The sequence below is a fragment of the Pseudoalteromonas neustonica genome (assembly GCF_001653135.1).
Taxonomy (GTDB): Bacteria; Pseudomonadota; Gammaproteobacteria; order Enterobacterales; family Alteromonadaceae; genus Pseudoalteromonas; species Pseudoalteromonas neustonica.
Window position 1 is genome coordinate 192,804 of sequence record NZ_BDDS01000001.1, and the last position, 18,084, is coordinate 210,887.

The window sequence follows — 18,084 nt, forward strand, 5'->3', positions numbered from 1 at the left end:
AGTCGTTTACTAAAGTTAACTAACGATAGATTGAATTACTCCATCAGCTAATTCTGTCACAAGTGAATCGCCTTTATTCACTTGTGACGTTGATTTTATTACACTTCCTTGCTTATTTTTAGTGATGCTATAACCACGGGCGAGCACATTTAATGGGCTAACTGACTCTAGTTTCCCTGCTTGCGTTGATAATTGGTTATTAGCATCATTTAGTTGCTGTTGCATACTTTGCTGAAGTCTTGCTTGTAATTGCTGCAATTGATGACTTGCTTGAGTAAGTTTACGATCAGGTGATTGCTGCATTAATCGTGGGGCTAAATTATTTAAACGACGCTCGTGTAAATAAATATGCTGTTGCATAGCTTGTTGTAGTGCCAAACTTAGCTCATCTAAGCGTTGTGATTGTTGATTTAACTGATTGCGCGGATGACATAGTGTTAAGCGGTGTTCAAGTGCGGTTGCAATGCTTTGCTTTGCAGATAATTGGTGTTTAAAGGCATTTGCTAAACGGTTTAACTGCTGTTGAATTTGGTTTGCAAGCTCGCTGCTGTTTGGACTTACAAGCTCCGCAGCTGCACTAGGTGTTGCTGCACGTACATCAGCTACATAATCACTTATCGTGGTATCAATTTCATGACCTACAGCGCTAATAATTGGCAGCTCACTGGCAAAAATAGCACGGGCAAGCAGCTCATGATTAAAACACCATAAGTCTTCCAGTGAGCCACCACCCCGGCCTAAAATAAGTACGTCGACTTCATTACGGGCATTGGCTATGTTTATTTTATCAATCAGTTGCAGGTGCGCCTCTTTCCCTTGCACCATCGCAGGGTAGATCACGACTTCAAGTTGTGGGGCGCGGCGTTTTAGAACCGTCAAAATATCTTTAATTGCTGCCCCTGTAGCGGATGTAATAATGCCCACACGATGCACAACAGATGGAATTGGCAGCTTATGTGCTGAGCTAAATAAGCCTTCAGCGGCAAGACGCATTTTTAAATCATCAAACTCTTGCTTTAATTGACCTTCGCCCGCGGCTTCCATATGTTCAACAATCAGTTGGTAGTCGCCGCGTGGCTCATATAAAGAAACACGCGCACGTACAGTTACTTGTGCGCCATTTATAGGGCGGTATTGTTGATTACGGTTGTTACCGCGCCACATGGCTGCTTTTACTTGGGCACGATCATCTTTGAGTGTGAAATACCAATGGCCAGAGGCAGGTGTAATGAAATTTGATATTTCACCCGTTAAATTTAACGATGCAAACCCTTGTTCGAGTACGGTTCTGATCTCTCTATTTAATCTAGAAACGGTATAAATCGTTTGCTGCTGGGATGTTACGGCCATAAAGCGACTCTAAAAAGCGATGATGACGGTATTTTATCATAAATATTTGTGAAATCTTATTTACTCGTGCCCATAACGCTGATAAAATTTGGCCGCAATTCCTTATACAAGATCCACATGTGAGAAGTTGCCAAAATGCTTAGAATTGCTAAAGAAGCTCTTACCTTTGATGACGTACTTTTAGTACCAGGTCATTCTACTGTTTTGCCACATACGGCAAATATTTCAACTCGCTTAACGCGTGGTATCAAACTTAACTTGCCGCTAGTTTCAGCATCTATGGATACTGTTACAGAAGCCCGCTTAGCGATTGCGCTGGCACAAGAAGGCGGTTTAGGTTTTATCCACAAAAACATGACTATTGAAGAACAAGCTAAAAACGTACGTAAAGTTAAAACGTATGAAGCCGGCATTGTTTCTTTTCCAGTTACAGTTACAGCGGATTTAACCATTGCAGATGCGATTGTACTTGCTGAAGAAAAGGGCTTTTCAGGCTTTCCGGTAACGGATGCTGAAAATGGCCTTGTGGGTATTGTTACCAGCCGCGACATGCGTTTTGAAACAAAACTTGAACAGCCAGTTTCAACGGTAATGACTAAAAAAGAAAAATTAGTCACCGTTAAAGAAGGTGCTGCACGTGATGAAATCTTAGGGTTAATGCACGAGCACCGTATCGAAAAAATCCTTGTTGTTGATGATGCGTTTAAATTAAAAGGCATGATCACAGTAAAAGATTATCAAAAAGCACAAGACAAACCTGATGCGTGTAAAGATGAGCAAGGTCGTCTTCGTGTAGGCGCTGCTGTAGGTGTCGGTCCTGGTACAGATGAACGTATTGCCGCATTAGTTGAAGCGGGTGTTGATGTATTACTAATAGATACTTCACATGGTCACTCTCAAGGTGTTATTGACCGCGTAGCTGCAACACGTCAAGCTTACCCAGACTTGCAAATAGTCGCGGGTAATGTGGCAACAGCTGAAGGCGCTATAGCGCTTGCTGATGCCGGTGTTGATGCCGTTAAAGTAGGTATCGGCCCAGGTTCAATCTGTACTACGCGTATCGTTACTGGTTGTGGTGTACCACAGATCACGGCTATTTCTGATGCAGTTGAAGGCCTAAAAGGTCGCGATATTCCAGTGATAGCTGATGGCGGTATCCGTTTCTCTGGCGATATCGTAAAAGCATTGGTTGCTGGTGCATCATGTGTAATGGTTGGTTCTATGCTAGCGGGCACTGAAGAAGCGCCGGGTGAAGTTGAACTTTATCAAGGTCGTTACTACAAATCATACCGTGGTATGGGCTCGCTTGGCGCGATGAACCAAAAAGAAGGTTCATCTGATCGTTACTTCCAAAAGTCAAACCAAGCGGACAAGCTAGTTCCTGAAGGAATTGAAGGTCGAGTGGCTTATAAAGGCCCAATCGCAACCATCATTCACCAACAAGTTGGCGGCCTGCGCAGTGCAATGGGTTTAACCGGTTGTGCAACTATTGATGAATTAAACACTAAACCTCAGTTTGTACGCGTTACTTCAGCAGGTATGGGTGAGTCACACGTTCATGATGTGCAAATCACTAAAGAAGCACCTAACTACCGCTTAGGTTAATCAATATATTATTGATATTACTGGGCTAGCTTTTGCTGGCCCTTATTTATTTTTAGTCATTCAGATACCCTGAGTGCCAGTTCTTGACTAACGAGACCCTCAATGAGCAAAGACATTCACGATTCACGAATTCTTATTTTAGACTTTGGTTCGCAATACACGCAATTGATCGCCCGCCGTGTGCGAGAAATTGGTGTTTACTGTGAACTGTGGGCATGGGACGTAACGGAAGAGCAAATCCGTGAGTTCAATCCACAAGGTATCATCTTATCTGGTGGCCCTGAGTCAACAACGTTAGAAAACAGCCCGCGTGCCCCTGAATATGTATTTAATGCCGGTGTACCCGTACTTGGTATTTGTTACGGCATGCAAACAATGGCGACTCAACTTGGCGGCAACGTTCATAGCTCTGATAAGAAAGAGTTTGGTTATGCGCAAGTTGAAAAAGTAGGCAATTGTGCATTATTTGATGCCATTGAAGACAGCATTACTGACGGCGGCGAAGGCATTCTAGATGTATGGATGAGCCACGGCGACAAAGTAATGGAAATCCCTGATACTTTCAAAACCACAGCTAAAACATCTACTTGCCCACATGCGGCAATGTCTAATGAAGAAAAACGTTTCTACGGCGTGCAGTTCCACCCTGAAGTAACACACACTCATCAAGGTCAGCGTTTATTAGAGCGCTTTGCTGTTGATATTTGTGGTTGTGAAAAATTATGGACTGCTGAAAAAATCATTGATGACGCAATCGCGCGAATTAAAGAGACTGTTGGTGAAGATGAAGTCATATTAGGTTTATCAGGCGGTGTTGATTCATCGGTTGTAGCTATGCTTATCCATCGCGCCATTGGCGACCGTTTAACCTGTGTATTTGTTGATAATGGTTTACTTCGTTTAAACGAAGGCCAACAAGTAATGGATATGTTCGGTAATAAATTTGGCTTGAACATCATTAAAGTAGAAGCTGAAGAGTTATTTTTAGCGGACCTTGCTGGTAAATCTGATCCTGAAGATAAGCGTAAAGCCATTGGTCATACGTTTATTAAGGTATTTGATAGCGAATCTAAAAAGCTTAAAAATGCTAAATGGTTAGGCCAAGGTACTATCTACCCAGATGTCATCGAATCAGCAGCATCAGCGACAGGTAAAGCACATGTGATCAAGTCTCACCACAATGTGGGTGGCTTACCGGATGATATGGAAATGGGCTTAGTGGAGCCATTACGTGAATTGTTTAAAGACGAAGTGCGTAAAATTGGTTTAGAGCTAGGTTTACCATACGACATGCTTTACCGTCATCCGTTCCCTGGGCCTGGTTTAGGTGTGCGCGTACTTGGTGAAATCAAAAAAGAATACTGTGATTTACTACGTCGTGCTGATGCTATCTTCATTGAAGAGCTACACAAAGCTGAGCTTTACCATAAAGTGAGCCAAGCGTTCACGGTATTCTTACCAGTTAAGTCGGTAGGGGTAATGGGTGATGCACGTAAGTACGATTGGGTTGTGTCGCTTCGTTGTGTAGAAACTATCGACTTTATGACAGCGCGTTGGTCACATTTACCGTATGAGTTCTTAGGTCTGGTTTCAAACCGCATCATTAATGAAATCGACGGTATCTCACGTGTTGTTTACGATATTTCAGGTAAACCACCTGCAACAATCGAATGGGAATAATTAAAACTTAGTAGCAAACTAGTTTGATAATTGATTGTAAAACGGCGAATTAGCATGCTAATTCGCCGTTTTGTTTATTTAAAAAGCAGTTGAACTAAAAGTGTAATTTTTTTCTTTACCTTTAGCGAAACTTCTCTATAATTCGTCGCATTGCAGGGGCGTAGTTCCAATTGGTAGAACAGCGGTCTCCAAAACCGATGGTTGGGAGTTCGAGTCTCTCCGCCCCTGCCATTTCTTCTTTACATCGTTTTTATTACTTCTTATATTGTTCTTGTTTTTAAATCTACTGAGTTGTTATGCATCCACGATACGCAGCTATTTTTGGTATAGAAAACCTTGAACTAAATCAACATTTTCGTCCACAGTCTATTGTTGAGCAATTTCCTGATCAAACAATGACGGCACCACAGGTAACTCTAGAGTTAAATCAAAAGCTGTTAGCAGATCTAAATCGTGCTATTGCACCAGAGCAAATTAAGCACGTAGTGCAAAGTGATACGCTAGCATGGCATGAAGGCCAGCTGAGTTTACCAAATCAACAGCTTAGTGCTGATAATAAACGCGCGCTATGGGCGCTGATGAGCATACACCTTGATAACCTTTGAATCTGTTACTGAATCATCTATTGACGCGCTAATGCGTGTTGAGAGTGCATGTCACAGCCATCCGTGGACTGTTAACACAATGAAATCATGTTTAGCTGGGCGCTACTTTAATTTAGCCGCGTTTAGTGAACAGCAAATGATTGGTTTTTACATTGGTGAGAAAGCAGGACCTGACTTTACCTTAATGGATATTTGCGTAGCACCTGATTTTCAGGGGAAAGGCATAGCAAAGCAGTTACTTACAGCATTTATTGAATATGGCGAAAAGCACAACGCTGAAAACTTATTCTTAGAAGTACGCGAAACCAACACCCGTGCAATTAACTTGTATGAACGGGCAGGCTTTAGTGAGATGTCAGTACGTAAAAATTACTACCCAAGTGATGACCCAGCAAAAAATGGTCATGAAGATGCAATACTAATGGGGCTCACTTTACTCTTTGGGTGATTTAGCTTGTTGTATCGTATATTTAATTGCTTCAATTAAACTCAATGCCAAATAGTCACGACGACTATGATCGCGCCCTCGCAAGTTATCCTCAAGAGTCGCAGCACCATGATGAATATTACTAAACCCAAAGCACCCAGCACTGCCTTTTAAGTTGTGTGCTAGTGCCCTGAGTTGATCCCATTCACCTGAATTATATAAATCCGTCACTTCAACTAGGTAATCAGGTAGTTTAGAGCGATAGTTTTCATTTATCTGTTGAAACTTATCGCTGTTGAGCAAGCTATCCCATTTGCTTTGACTGTCTTTTTCTATGTGTAAATAACTAACGAGTACGCTTTCAAGCGCATCTTTGTCGATAGGTTTTGCTAGTGCTTCATCGCAACCTGCTTTGAGGTAGGTGTCAACATCATGCTTCATTACATTCGCAGTAAGCGCAATAATAGGACCATCGTAAGCGGCGTGACGTAGCATTTGTGTGGCTTCTAAACCACCCATCACAGGCATTTGCATGTCCATAATAATGAGCTGATAGTCATTCACTAACGCCATTTCGACAGCTTCAGCTCCATTTTTTGCGATATCAGGCTCAAGCCCCCATGTTTGTAGTAATAACTTAATTAGCACTTGGTTATCAGGGTTATCTTCAGCAACAAGGATATTGGCATCAAAGCTATTAGCTGCAAAGGAAAGCTGCTGGTCTTTAGTGGGGGTTAGTTGCTCTATTGCTGTTAGCATTGCATGGGCATGCTCTGCATTTTCATCAAGGTGGCAGGCTATTTGAATGCAAAATCGACTGCCTTTACCCGGTTCACTTTCTAAATGAACATCACCGCCAAGTAATTGTGCTAAATTTTTGGAAATACATAACCCGAGACCAGTACCGCCAAAACGCCGCGTAGTCGTTGCATCGGCTTGTTCAAATGGTTTAAAGACTCGTTCAACTTCATGCTCTGACATGCCAATGCCGGTATCTTCAATTGCAAATTCAATAAATTGTTTATCTTCGAGGTATTTAATATCGAGGGTTATTTGCCCTTGCTCAGTAAATTTTACGGCATTACTGGCAATATTAATCAGAATTTGCTTTAAGCGAGTCGCATCGCTATAGATTGTTTGCGGTAAAGGTAATGTGTAATTTATTTCAAAAGTGAGCTGTTTCTCTTGCGCTAACGGGCGAATAATCGAATCTATATCATGGACTAATTCAACAACAGACAGCGGCTCACGTTCAACGGCTAGTTTTTCAGCTTCAATTTTTGATAAATCTAAAATATTATTAATTAGCTCAAGTAAGTGCTTTGAGTTACGTAAAATCGTGCTTAAATGCAATTCATCATTAACTGCTTTTTTTGTATGTAGCAGTTGCTCTGTAAAACCCATAATCGCAGTTAGTGGTGTGCGAATTTCATGACTCATATTCGCTAAAAAACGGCTCTTTAATTGGTTGGCTTGTTCCGCTTGTGCAATAGCCCCTTCAAGCTGGCTATTCATTGTTTCAAGCGCTTTAGTACGGCTCTCAACTTTATCTTCAAGGTGGTGCTTGTATTCTTTTAATTCATCTTGATAATGACGGATTTGGTTGATCATATGATTAAAATCATTAAATAAAACACCAACTTCATCATTGTTGTGTGCTGGTAAGTAAACTGATAAATCACCATCGCCAACGCGATGGCTCGCCGCACCTAGTTGCTCAATGGGATTGAGTAATAAGTTACGCACTACAATAAAAATAAGCAGTGGTAGCGTAACCACCGAAATAATTACAATTAAAGCTGTGATCAGGCTAATGGCTCTACCCGACTGATAAAGCAGTGCTTTTGGGATAGTCGATACGTAATAATAACCGCCACTCATTTGCACGGCATAAATCATTCGTTCAACCTTATCGATACTGGAGAGCTCTATGGTGGAGAGTTTACCTAAATCAGCTAATTCATGAATTTGTTTTAACTCATACTCACTGATGTAATTACCCCGTTTGTCATAATCTGAACTAAATAAAATTTTACCGTCGTTAGTTAATAATAAATTAAGTGTGTTGTTATAGGGGGCTTCTAAAATACTGGTATTTAAAATTGACGGCTCAACATGAACAATAATAAAACCTAATTGCTGAGGACGCTTTAAGTAATAATCAGCACTAAAAATACGTTGGATGAAATACAAGCTGGTGGTGCCATCTTTTTTTTGCACCATAAACTGTTGTTGGCCTAAATTACTTTGTAATACTTGATCGAAAAAAGGGTAGCTGTCAGGAGCTATATTTAAACTGCTAGAGTAATACGCGTCACTTTTACCATTTGGGGAAACTAAATTTACACTAATAATGTCTGGGTACGCTTCAGAATAACTGGCAAATACGTCCATTAATGCGCCCAAACGACGTGTGTAATTACCATTATAGCGAAGGTCGTCAGCGAGAAAGTCGCTTAAAACAGGGGAGGTTGACAGTAATTTTGTGGTGGAATGAAAGGAGTCAATGTAGTTGAACATTTTTTGCTGTTGTTGTTCTACAAAACGGCTCACGATAAGTTCAGCTTGTTTTTGTGTTGAACTAGTGACGTTAGTGAGCGTAAAGCCCCCTAAAAACAGTAACGGTAAGATCACCAACGGCGTGATATACCATAATAATCGTATGCTTAGCTTACTGGTTTTCATGCCCAAACAAAATATCCTCCATGTAATCCATCAATAGTATGCGCTAGTGTAAAATTACACAAGTTTAGCGCGTTGACTGCACCTACGTGCTTGGTGCAATTTGAAACAAAGTTATCAGCTAATTACTTACAATCGTTGCTTTTTTGGCTAAGGTAAACAAGGTATAATGCGGGTAATTCTATTTTATATTTACAGTGCGCAAAAAAGACCTTTGCTTAGGTTTGTTTTTAGTTGCGCCTTGTTCTGACTTAAAGCGGCTTACATGTCTAATTTATTAAACGAAATCAATACGCGACGTACGTTCGCAATCATCTCGCATCCAGATGCGGGTAAAACGACCATCACTGAAAAAGTGTTGTTGTTCGGACAAGCAATTCAAAAAGCCGGTACGGTAAAGGGTCGCGGTTCAAATCAACATGCTAAATCTGACTGGATGGAGATGGAAAAAGAGCGTGGTATCTCTGTAACCACTTCTGTAATGCAATTTCCGTTTAATAAAGCACTTGTTAATTTACTTGATACCCCAGGGCACGAAGACTTCTCTGAAGATACTTATCGTACCTTAACGGCTGTGGATTCATGTTTAATGGTTATCGATGCAGCTAAAGGTGTTGAAGCCCGAACTCGTAAATTAATGGAAGTAACACGTCTTCGTACCACGCCAATTGTTACCTTTATGAATAAATGTGACCGCGACATCCGTGATCCTATGGAGTTACTTGATGAAGTTGAAACAGAGCTAAATATTGCGTGCGCACCTATTACATGGCCGATTGGCTGCGGTAAAGAGTTTAAAGGTGTTTATCATATTCATCGTGGCGAAACCTTGTTATATAAAACAGGGCAAGGTCATATGATTCAAGAAGTGCGCAGTATTAAAGGGCTAGATAACCCCGAACTTGATGATGCAATTGGTGAAGAGTTAGCTGCGCAATTGCGCGATGAACTTGAGCTTGTGATTGGTGCATCAAATGAGTTTGATTTAGATCTTTTCTTAGCCGGTGAATTATCACCTGTGTATTTTGGTACAGCACTTGGTAACTTTGGTGTTGATCATGTTTTGACAGGTCTGACTGAATGGGCACCAACGCCATTGCCGCGCGAAACGGAAGACCGCACAGTTGTTGCAAGTGAAGAAAACTTCACAGGTTTTGTATTTAAAATTCAAGCAAACATGGATCCAAAACACCGCGACCGTATTGCATTCATGCGTATTGTATCGGGTAAATACAGCCAAGGCATGAAAATGAATCATGTGCGTATAGGTAAGCAGGTAAGCATTTCAGATGCCGTAACTTTTATGGCAGGTGACCGTGAGCGTGCAGCTGACGCCTACGCTGGTGACATCATTGGCCTACATAACCACGGTACGATTCAAATTGGTGATACTTTCACACAAGGTGAAAAACTTAAATTTACTGGTATACCAAACTTTGCACCAGAGTTATTCCGTCGTATTCGTCTGCGCGATCCATTAAAGCAAAAGCAATTATTAAAAGGCTTAGTGCAGCTATCTGAAGAAGGTGCAGTACAAGTATTTAGACCTCTCATTAATAACGATTTAATTGTTGGTGCTGTAGGTATATTGCAGTTTGATGTAGTAGTAGCGCGTTTAAAAGCCGAATACAACGTTGATGCTATTTACGAAAGTGTTAATGTAAATACGGCTCGTTGGGTGAGTTGTGATGATGTTAAAAAGTTTGAAGACTTTAAGCGTAAATGTGAAAGCAACCTAGCGCTAGATGGTGGCGATAATTTAACTTACATTGCCCCAAGTCGTGTAAATCTTAACTTATCGACTGAACGCTACCCAGAAGTGACGTTTAACCACACGCGTGAAAACTAAACAAAAATTCAATTTAAAGCCTGCAATAGCGGGCTGGTAAAGGTAATAAATTACATGAACATTCGTACGCTATTGATTGAAAAAGCCATCGCGGCAATGACGGGGGCAGGCTTACCTGCAGATACCAACCCTGCAGTCACACAAAGCACCCGCCCACAATTTGGTGATTACCAAATCAATGGTGCAATGGGCGCAGCTAAAAAAATGAAAAGCAACCCGCGCGAGCTTGCACAAAAAATAATAGATCATTTAGATGTAAGTGATATTGCAGAAAAAACGGAGATCGCGGGTCCTGGTTTTATTAATATTCACTTAAAGCCTGAGTTTTTAGCGCAAAGTTTAAAAGCGGCAAATCAAGATGAAAAACTGGCTGTTGCAGAGCATGCACAGCCACAAAAAGTTGTGGTTGATTACTCATCTCCTAACTTAGCTAAAGAAATGCACGTAGGGCATTTACGTTCAACGATCATTGGTGATGCAGTAGTACGTGCGCTTGAGTTTCGTGGTGACACTGTTATTCGCCAAAATCACATGGGCGATTGGGGTACGCAGTTTGGTATGTTGATTGCGCATTTAGAAGATCAAATAAGCCAAGGTGTTGATCTTGATACTGTTGCGTTAGCTGATTTAGAAACTTTCTATCGCGATGCTAAAAAGCGTTTTGACGACGAAGAAGGTTTTGCTGATAAAGCCCGTGACTACGTAGTAAAACTACAAGGCGGCGACGCTCATTGTGAAAAACTGTGGAAGCTGTTTATCGCAACATCTGTAAAGCATTCTGAAGAAGTTTATAAACGCTTAAATGTAACGCTTACGCCAGACGATATAATGGCTGAAAGCGCTTATAACAGTGAGCTTAATAACATTATTGCGTTATTAAAAGATAAAAATATTGCGGTTGAGTCACAAGGCGCACAGGTAGTTTTTTTAGATGAGCTGGCAAATAAAGATGGTGAGCCATCTGTATTTATCGTACAAAAATCAGGTGGCGGTTTCTTATACGCAACCACCGATTTAGCAGCTTGTGATTACCGTTCAAACAAGTTGGGTGCAGCACGTATCCTAATTTTTGTTGATGCACGCCAAAGCTTACACTTTAATCAAGTAGAGCTTACAGCACGCAAAGCCGGTTTACTTCGTGATGAGACTAGCTACGAATTTTGCCCTTTCGGCACCATGATGGGTGAAGATGGCAAACCATTTAAAACCCGTACTGGTGGCACAGTAAAATTAGCCGATTTACTTGAAGAATCAATTGTTCGTGCAACAGCAAAACTTGCTGAGCGTGAATCAGATTTAAGCGACGCTGAGCGCAGTGAAATTGCCCGTAAAGTTGGTATTGGCGCAGTTAAATACGCTGATTTATCTAAAAATCGTACCAGTGATTATATTTTCAACTGGGATACCATGCTCAGCTTTGAAGGCGCAACTGCACCTTACTTACAATACGCTTATACTCGCGTACGTAGCATTTTCCGTAAATCAGGTGTAGATGCTGCAAACCTAAATGCTGAAATAGCCATTGTTGAGCAGCAAGAAAAAGCCCTAGCACTTAAATTGCTACAATTAGAAGAAGTGCTTGATCAAATGATCAATGAGGCAACACCGCACGTATTGTGTAGTTACTTATACGAACTTGCTAGCCTATACATGACATTCTATGAAGCCTGCCCAGTACTTAAAGAAGGTGTAGAGCCAAGTGTACGCGACAGCCGTTTAGTGTTGTGTAATTTAGTGGCAGATACACTGCGTACAGGGTTGGATCTGTTAGGTATCGAAGTCATGGAGCAAATGTAACCACCGTCGTATTTTAACCTAATACTGCGTTGTCCACTCGATTGACCCTAATTACATACAACACGTATGCTCATAGGGCTCAATCGAATGTCCGCCTTGTTTTAGGCTAAATTACTTAGGTGGATTCTGCTGCTTGTAGGTTGGGTTGAGTGTTACGAAACCCAAAAATGCTAAGTCACATACAAAATACGTATGCTCCTTGGCATAAATAAACTCATTGCCTTGCTAGCGCTCCTACACTTGCAGATAATTTTAGGTGCTAGGTGCTAGGTGCTAGGTGCTAGGTGCTAGGTGCTAGGTGTAGCTTGACACTGAGCTGCAATTGCTTAATTTTGTAGCTGATAGCTGATAGCTGATAGCTGATAGCTGATAGCTGATAGCTGATAGCTGATAGCTGATAGCTGATAGCTGATAGCTGATAGCTGATAAAGAAGGATTTGATATGAAACTCGAAGATATTCGTCGTGAATACTTACAAGATGGTTTAAGCGAAGATAACTTGCTTGATTGTCCATTTAAACAGTTTGAAAAGTGGCTCGATAATGCTGTAACGGCTAATTTATCAGATCCTACAGCTATGGTCGTGGCGACGGTTGATGAAACAGGGCAACCATCGCAACGCATTGTATTGTTAAAGCATCTTGATGATGACGGTTTTGTATTTTTTACCAATACCGGCTCACGTAAAGCACAAGAGCTAAAAGGTAATAACAAAATATCATTGCATTTCCCGTGGCACACCATGGAACGCCAAGTGATTGTATACGGTGAAGCTAAACCATTGCCAACCGCAGCGGTTGCCAAGTACTTTTTATCACGCCCTAAAGAGAGTCAGCTTGCTGCATGGGCGTCTGCACAAAGTCGGCCTGTGTCATCACGAAAAGTATTAATGGAAACCTTTGCGAATATGAAAAATAAATTTGCGAAAGGTCAGATCCCTTTACCTGATTTTTGGGGCGGATACTGTGTTGTGCCAACTAAAATAGAGTTTTGGCAAGGCGGGGCGCATCGCTTGCACGATCGCTTTATGTATCAACGCCAAGCTGACAACAGCTGGCAAGTAACGCGTTTAAACCCATAACCAGTTATGGCGTTTATTGATTCCCACTGCCACTTAGATTTTGCTGAATTTGACGCCACGCGCGAACAACTCATTCGGCAAAGTTTAGAACTGGGAATTAATCATTTTATTGTGCCGGGTGTTAGCTTGGCACAATCTTATTCACTCACCTCTTTTGCTAAACAATACCCGAGCGTATACATTGCCATTGGTTTGCACCCTTATTTTATGGCTGAACACCGTGATGAGCATTTAGATGAACTTAACAAACTGGCTCACAAGCATAAAGATCAGTTAGTCGCTATTGGTGAATGTGGGATCGATCGTAGTATCGAAAATATAGCAAAGCAAACACAAATATTTGAATATCAAATTGAACTTGCTAATCAACTGAAACTCCCACTGATTGTACATCATCGGCAAAGTCATGATTTAATTGCGCAATCATTTAAGCGCTGTAAGCCTAAATTCGGTGGTGTTATTCATGCTTTTTCAGGCTCATTACAACAAGCAAATTCATACATTAAATTGGGCTTTAAACTTGGGGTAGGCGGGGTAATTACGTATGAGCGCGCGCAAAAAACACGTCACGTTATTGCTCAAATAGCGCCAGAGCATTTATTACTTGAAACGGATGCACCATCAATGCCGCTTGCGGGCTTTCAGGGGCAGCACAATACACCACTGCAATTACCATTAGTGTTTGATCAGCTTTGTCAGTTAAAACAAGTCACATCACTAAATAGGAATGATCTAAAACAACGCCTTTATGACTCGTGCTCAGCACTTTTTCGAATATAACGATTAACCTGCCAACGTTTTAAACCGCGCCCTAGTTGCCATGTAAAAATACAGGTTATAACCAGCATCAATAATACTTGGCGGCCTAAGTCATGAAAGTGGCTGTGGCTTTGTGCTATCGATGATCGCGTTAAATACGTAATGGATACAAAGCCAAGGGGGCGGTCATCATCGCTAATAACTGGTTCAACAAAGGGGGTTTTAAGTTTACTTATACCGGGAGTGGAATCTGGTAATTTACCTAATAAATGATGCGTTTGCCAATTAGCGCTGTTTGCAATAAGCACTCCTTGGTGATCATAAATCATTGCCGCAAGCACAAATTCGTCCTTACTAATATTATTGCAAAGCGCGTTTAGTGCGGGTTTATTTTTTTCAAGTAATGGGGTTTTTGCATTAAGCGCCATGAAGCGAGTTAAGCTTTTAGCGGTACTGTCGGCACTGTCATAAAGTAACTGATGGCTTTGAAAACTACTATTTATTGCAACCCAGCTCAACAGTAAAAAACATGCAGCAGCCAGACTCAAACGAACTAAGCGTTGCCTTTGAGATGCAGAAATAGGGTTTTTAAGATGGTTATTTTTCATAGTCACCGCTTGCGCTGCTGACAGCTTTTGCTTTTGATGTTACAACTAAGCCTAACTATAACCTTAAATCCCCCTCAATGGCGAATTTACTCTTAAGTCGCAGTTGAGACATTAGTATCATTATGGAGTCATCATGACATTGGAGCGCTTTGCGACCCTAACATCTGAGCAAGTGGCAATGCAGTTTTCGTTAGGACAATGGTATCGCGATCAGGGTGCGTTAGTAGAACAAACCAGCGCAGTGATTAATTCACAGGGAACATTCAGTATCGCCTTTGCAGGTAATTTTGATGGGCAAAAGCTCGTTAGTATTGCGGCTTTCTTAACTCAACATGGCTTTATTGTTAGTGCTGTATGTCGTTACCAGCCTGATCAAAAATTAACGCCTGCATGGTGCTTTTATAGTGATAAAAGCCAATTGACCATTAATCCGTTGTTATTAAATGAGTTTGCTCATCCGTTAGGTTTTCAGCTAGTACAAGTTAGCAAGCCACCTAGCTTAATACAGCCTGGTTTATTGGTTATGGATATGGATTCAACTGCTATTACTATTGAATGCATTGATGAAATAGCGCGCCTTGCAAATGTGTACGATGATGTTGCGGCGGTAACAGCGCAAGCAATGGCTGGAAAGTTAGATTTTAGCGAAAGCTTACATCAGCGCGTTGCCAAACTTACAGGTATTAAACAAAGCTTAATTGATGAACTTAAAAATAATTTACCTTTAATGCCCGGCATTCAAGCGCTATGCAAAGTGCTAAAACAACATAACTGGTATTTAGCAATTGCCTCTGGTGGTTTTGTGCCTTTTGCAGAGCAAGTACAAAGCATACTTGATTTGGATGAAGTGCATGCCAACGTATTGGAGTTTAAAGATAATCAGCTCACCGGCAAAGTACTTGGAACTATTGTTGATGCACAGCAAAAAGCGGTGGTGTTGACTAAACTACAACAGCAATTAAATTTGCCTGTACAGCAAACGGTTGCCATTGGCGATGGCGCGAATGACTTAACCATGATGGCTGCGGCAGGTTTAGGTGTAGCAGTACATGGTAAGCCAAAGGTGGTTGAGCAAGCTCAAGCTGCAATTTGCCAAGGATCGCTATTACAAATATTATACCTTTTGACGATCCCTGAGCTTAAGTTAAACGCTTAAGCCAAATTTGTTTGCGCTTATTCATTTGCTCTATTAGCTCAGCTGTAAAATCCAAGTGGCTGAGCGTTTCATCAGTTACATCTACCATGTCGCCAACACCTGCAACTGACCATAGCGCTTCCTCAAGATCTTTAGCTTTATGAAGCGCATATTGGCTCACGTATTTAAGCTCGTTTGATAAGTAATCTGTATCAGGGCGGCCAGTGCGAGAAATATATAAACGCATAACGAATACTAATTCAGATTTTAAGCCTTTCTTTAAAAATAAGTGCAAAGGTGAAAAGTTATCATCAGCAACACACTGGCTTTTAACGGCTTCTTGAAGTGTCGATTTTTTAGGATCAAAGCGAATAAACAGCGTAAATTGTAGCGGGGGATCTTGGCGACTACGATCTTTAATTAACGGAGTAATAATATCGGTAATTTGCTCTGTTGATAAAAAGGGATCAATTGTTGTGGTGTCATTAAGCAAACCGTAATTTTGTAAAATAGTATGCAGTGAGCTTGGGTATAGCCCATGACCAATTGCCCCTGTTTTGAAGTGCGCGGCTTCTTTATGCAAATAAAATGGGAATTGGCATACACTTTTAGTGACCATGTTTCTAAGCGCTGTAGACAAACCTGGAATTTTTGGCGCTTCTTCAGATACTTTTAGCTTATCTTTATTATTTTCAATTAACTGCGTGAAAAACTTTACACCCATATGCGGTAAATCAGCTATCCGCGTTGCTTTTAAATTAATTGTAGTAAGCGACTTACTTACAGCCATAACTTCATATTTCAATGCTGAAAGTTGGTATTTTTTAGTGATCTTTTGCAGCTCAGGCATGCTTAATTCAACAACATCACCTTTATTAAAGCTAACGGGTTGCTGGCACTCAATCTGTAGTCCCATGACCGAAAAATCGCGACTATGCGCTGTATAAACTTGCTCATCAGGCAAAGTGATCAAGATATCTGTTTTATAAAGGTAGCGCTTATGTGCGCGTAAATTTACATATTCTAAATCAACGGTTTCGAGCTTTGGCGGCGCTTTATGCTTACCATGACCAAAGCGCTTTAACTGATTTACCAAGCTTTTGTCATAACTAAAAGTTTGATAATGCGTTTGCTCAGCTTTAGTCCCTACAGACGTTAAAATCACTAAGTACTTAACGTCTTTCACCATCCCTTGCACGCGAGGAGTGGGGGGCTTATTTAATTTTTCGATGTCTTTGCCAGCGGTATTTGGCAAACTTAAAGGGATAAATGAATCATCGGGATGACTGGGCATCAGCTGTACTTTAAAGCATTGCCAGCTTTCTTTTTGACTGCCAAAACCAAAGAACAGCTGTTTTAATTCAGGTTCAGTGGCAAGCTCTGAGCGGGTTGCTGAATAATAATAAACTTTACCGCCAACAACATGGGTAAACGTATATAAATATTCTTCTTTTACTGGAGATGGGTCACTCAGTAATAAGTTTATCCGTTGTTGATTTAATATTGTGTATAAACAAGATAGTTTTCGCTCATCGCAGAAATAGCGCTGGATAAAAATATTATTTTCAGTGGTAAGCACTAAACTCGGGTATATTTTATCATCATGCTGGCTGAAGAAAGTAAATAAAGAAGTAACACGGGGAATATAATATTGCTCATAACCTTTAGATACAACAGCATCTAAAGTGTTATCTAAATTTACTTTATAGCGGCGTTTATTTCCATGGATAAAGCTTTCTAAGAATCCATCAAACTTTTCATTATTTTCAACAAATGTTCTTTTTAGGCGAATATGGTTAAAGTCAGCAGAAACTTTTTCAACGGCAACAACTTCGTATTGAATACCATTTTTTAAACCAAGTTCAAAATCTTGCTCAAGACCAACTAGCCGTAAGCCAAGTATTTGTCCTCGTTTGACATGGTAGCGAGGTGCGAGTTTTATTTTGGCGCCGCTTAACGATATATCAGACGTCGTGGCCGCAACCGTATTGCTTTTTTCAAGCTCAACAGTGATTTTAATTGAGTAATTCATCCGCTCTTCGCGGCGGCTCTCATAGGATGCAAACTTGATAACCTGACAATCAAAGTTCTGCTCTTCTTGATGCTCTGGCTGCTGGGCTAATTGTGCCGCTTTTTTTTGCATCACCCGATGGTTATTATCAGTATTCATTACGGCTTCATAAACAGCAAGCGTATAACCACCATGTCGTTCAATTGCTTTTTCAAACACTTCTATGGCTGTTTCATCCATAAAGTGCTGTTTACCTTCATATTCAAAAGGTTTTACTTGGCCTGTTACTTGGCCTCGTAAATCAATAAACCGGGCGATTGGTTGCGAAAGGCGAGACATTTCCATCTTGATCAAAAATTGCTCAGGCTTGGTTAAGCCCGCGGTTTTCGATTTAAAGATCGAGTCAAATTTGGAGTTACCTAAATATGATTTAAGTTCATCAACTAAACTTTCATATTTAAATAGTATGTCATCAGTCATTTATAAAACCATCAC

13 protein-coding genes and 1 tRNA gene are annotated in these 18,084 nt (G+C 40.9%); 10 read left to right on the top strand and 4 right to left on the bottom strand.

Going from position 1 to position 18,084, the window contains the following annotated elements; translation table 11 throughout:
- Nucleotides 1–15: 15 nt before the first annotated feature.
- Nucleotides 16–1,350: an exodeoxyribonuclease VII large subunit gene (gene xseA, locus A7967_RS00850; protein WP_054204218.1), complete on the bottom strand. Its 1,335-nt coding sequence runs from the start codon at nt 1,348–1,350 to the stop codon at nt 16–18.
- Nucleotides 1,351–1,485: 135 nt separating this feature from the next.
- Between xseA and guaB the strand changes: the two genes are divergently transcribed.
- The 5 genes from guaB (at nt 1,486) to rimI (ending at nt 5,688) form a co-directional block, all read left to right on the top strand.
- Complete coding sequence (guaB, locus tag A7967_RS00855; protein WP_054204217.1) at nt 1,486–2,955, top strand: IMP dehydrogenase; 1,470 nt, start codon at nt 1,486–1,488, stop codon at nt 2,953–2,955.
- Between the two features lie 102 nt (nt 2,956–3,057).
- The gene (guaA, locus tag A7967_RS00860) at nt 3,058–4,635 is read left to right on the top strand and encodes a glutamine-hydrolyzing GMP synthase (RefSeq protein ID WP_054204216.1); all 1,578 of its coding nucleotides are present in this window, start codon (nt 3,058–3,060) and stop codon (nt 4,633–4,635) included.
- 154 nt (nt 4,636–4,789) lie between these two features.
- Nucleotides 4,790–4,866, top strand: a tRNA-Trp gene (locus A7967_RS00865).
- A 65-nt stretch (nt 4,867–4,931) separates the two neighbouring features.
- The gene (locus A7967_RS00870; protein WP_054204215.1) at nt 4,932–5,240 is read left to right on the top strand and encodes a hypothetical protein; all 309 of its coding nucleotides are present in this window, start codon (nt 4,932–4,934) and stop codon (nt 5,238–5,240) included.
- Nucleotides 5,227–5,688, top strand: coding sequence for a ribosomal protein S18-alanine N-acetyltransferase (rimI, locus tag A7967_RS00875; RefSeq protein WP_054204214.1), 462 nt, complete (start codon nt 5,227–5,229; stop codon nt 5,686–5,688). Before A7967_RS00870 ends, rimI begins: the two co-directional genes overlap by 14 nt.
- On the opposite strand, the gene A7967_RS00880 is transcribed toward rimI, so the two are convergent.
- On the bottom strand, nt 5,674–8,352 hold the full coding sequence (locus A7967_RS00880) for an ATP-binding protein (protein ID WP_054204213.1): 2,679 nt from the start codon (nt 8,350–8,352) through the stop codon (nt 5,674–5,676). The two genes, rimI and A7967_RS00880, sit on opposite strands and share 15 nt — an antisense overlap.
- Before the next feature lie 262 nt (nt 8,353–8,614).
- Between A7967_RS00880 and prfC the strand changes: the two genes are divergently transcribed.
- From prfC to A7967_RS00900, 4 genes are all read left to right on the top strand, one after another.
- The gene (gene prfC / locus A7967_RS00885; RefSeq protein ID WP_054204212.1) at nt 8,615–10,198 is read left to right on the top strand and encodes a peptide chain release factor 3; all 1,584 of its coding nucleotides are present in this window, start codon (nt 8,615–8,617) and stop codon (nt 10,196–10,198) included.
- A 54-nt stretch (nt 10,199–10,252) separates the two neighbouring features.
- Complete coding sequence (argS, locus tag A7967_RS00890; protein ID WP_054204211.1) at nt 10,253–11,995, top strand: arginine--tRNA ligase; 1,743 nt, start codon at nt 10,253–10,255, stop codon at nt 11,993–11,995.
- A gap of 442 nt (nt 11,996–12,437) precedes the next feature.
- Nucleotides 12,438–13,076, top strand: a complete 639-nt coding sequence (pdxH, locus tag A7967_RS00895; RefSeq protein WP_054204210.1) for a pyridoxamine 5'-phosphate oxidase — start codon at nt 12,438–12,440, stop codon at nt 13,074–13,076.
- Between the two features lie 6 nt (nt 13,077–13,082).
- Nucleotides 13,083–13,856, top strand: coding sequence for a TatD family hydrolase (locus A7967_RS00900; RefSeq protein ID WP_054204209.1), 774 nt, complete (start codon nt 13,083–13,085; stop codon nt 13,854–13,856).
- Here A7967_RS00900 and A7967_RS00905 read toward each other — a convergent pair.
- Entirely contained in the window at nt 13,823–14,443 is a 621-nt protein-coding gene (locus tag A7967_RS00905; RefSeq protein WP_054204208.1) for an AhpA/YtjB family protein, read from the bottom strand. The two genes, A7967_RS00900 and A7967_RS00905, sit on opposite strands and share 34 nt — an antisense overlap.
- A 133-nt stretch (nt 14,444–14,576) precedes the next feature.
- On the opposite strand from A7967_RS00905, the gene serB reads away from it, so the two are divergent.
- Nucleotides 14,577–15,599, top strand: a complete 1,023-nt coding sequence (gene serB, locus A7967_RS00910) for a phosphoserine phosphatase SerB (protein ID WP_054204207.1) — start codon at nt 14,577–14,579, stop codon at nt 15,597–15,599.
- Here the strand turns inward: serB and A7967_RS00915 are convergent.
- Nucleotides 15,583–18,069 carry a PilZ domain-containing protein gene (locus tag A7967_RS00915; protein WP_054204206.1) on the bottom strand — a complete coding sequence of 829 codons (2,487 nt, stop codon included), beginning with the start codon at nt 18,067–18,069 and terminating at the stop codon, nt 15,583–15,585. The two genes, serB and A7967_RS00915, sit on opposite strands and share 17 nt — an antisense overlap.
- Between the last annotated feature and the right edge of the window lie 15 nt (nt 18,070–18,084).

Bases quoted from the DNA above. Each gene is read 5' to 3' on its own strand.
- prfC (WP_054204212.1), top strand. From the start codon at position 8,615: ATGTCTAATTTATTAAACGAAATCAATACGCGACGTACGTTCGCAATC.
- A7967_RS00880 (WP_054204213.1), bottom strand. From the start codon at position 8,352: ATGAAAACCAGTAAGCTAAGCATACGATTATTATGGTATATCACGCCG.
- argS (WP_054204211.1), top strand. From the start codon at position 10,253: ATGAACATTCGTACGCTATTGATTGAAAAAGCCATCGCGGCAATGACG.
- guaA (WP_054204216.1), top strand. From the start codon at position 3,058: ATGAGCAAAGACATTCACGATTCACGAATTCTTATTTTAGACTTTGGT.
- guaB (WP_054204217.1), top strand. From the start codon at position 1,486: ATGCTTAGAATTGCTAAAGAAGCTCTTACCTTTGATGACGTACTTTTA.
- A7967_RS00905 (WP_054204208.1), bottom strand. From the start codon at position 14,443: ATGAAAAATAACCATCTTAAAAACCCTATTTCTGCATCTCAAAGGCAA.
- A7967_RS00915 (WP_054204206.1), bottom strand. From the start codon at position 18,069: ATGACTGATGACATACTATTTAAATATGAAAGTTTAGTTGATGAACTT.
- A7967_RS00870 (WP_054204215.1), top strand. From the start codon at position 4,932: ATGCATCCACGATACGCAGCTATTTTTGGTATAGAAAACCTTGAACTA.
- pdxH (WP_054204210.1), top strand. From the start codon at position 12,438: ATGAAACTCGAAGATATTCGTCGTGAATACTTACAAGATGGTTTAAGC.
- xseA (WP_054204218.1), bottom strand. From the start codon at position 1,350: ATGGCCGTAACATCCCAGCAGCAAACGATTTATACCGTTTCTAGATTA.
- serB (WP_054204207.1), top strand. From the start codon at position 14,577: ATGACATTGGAGCGCTTTGCGACCCTAACATCTGAGCAAGTGGCAATG.
- A7967_RS00900 (WP_054204209.1), top strand. From the start codon at position 13,083: ATGGCGTTTATTGATTCCCACTGCCACTTAGATTTTGCTGAATTTGAC.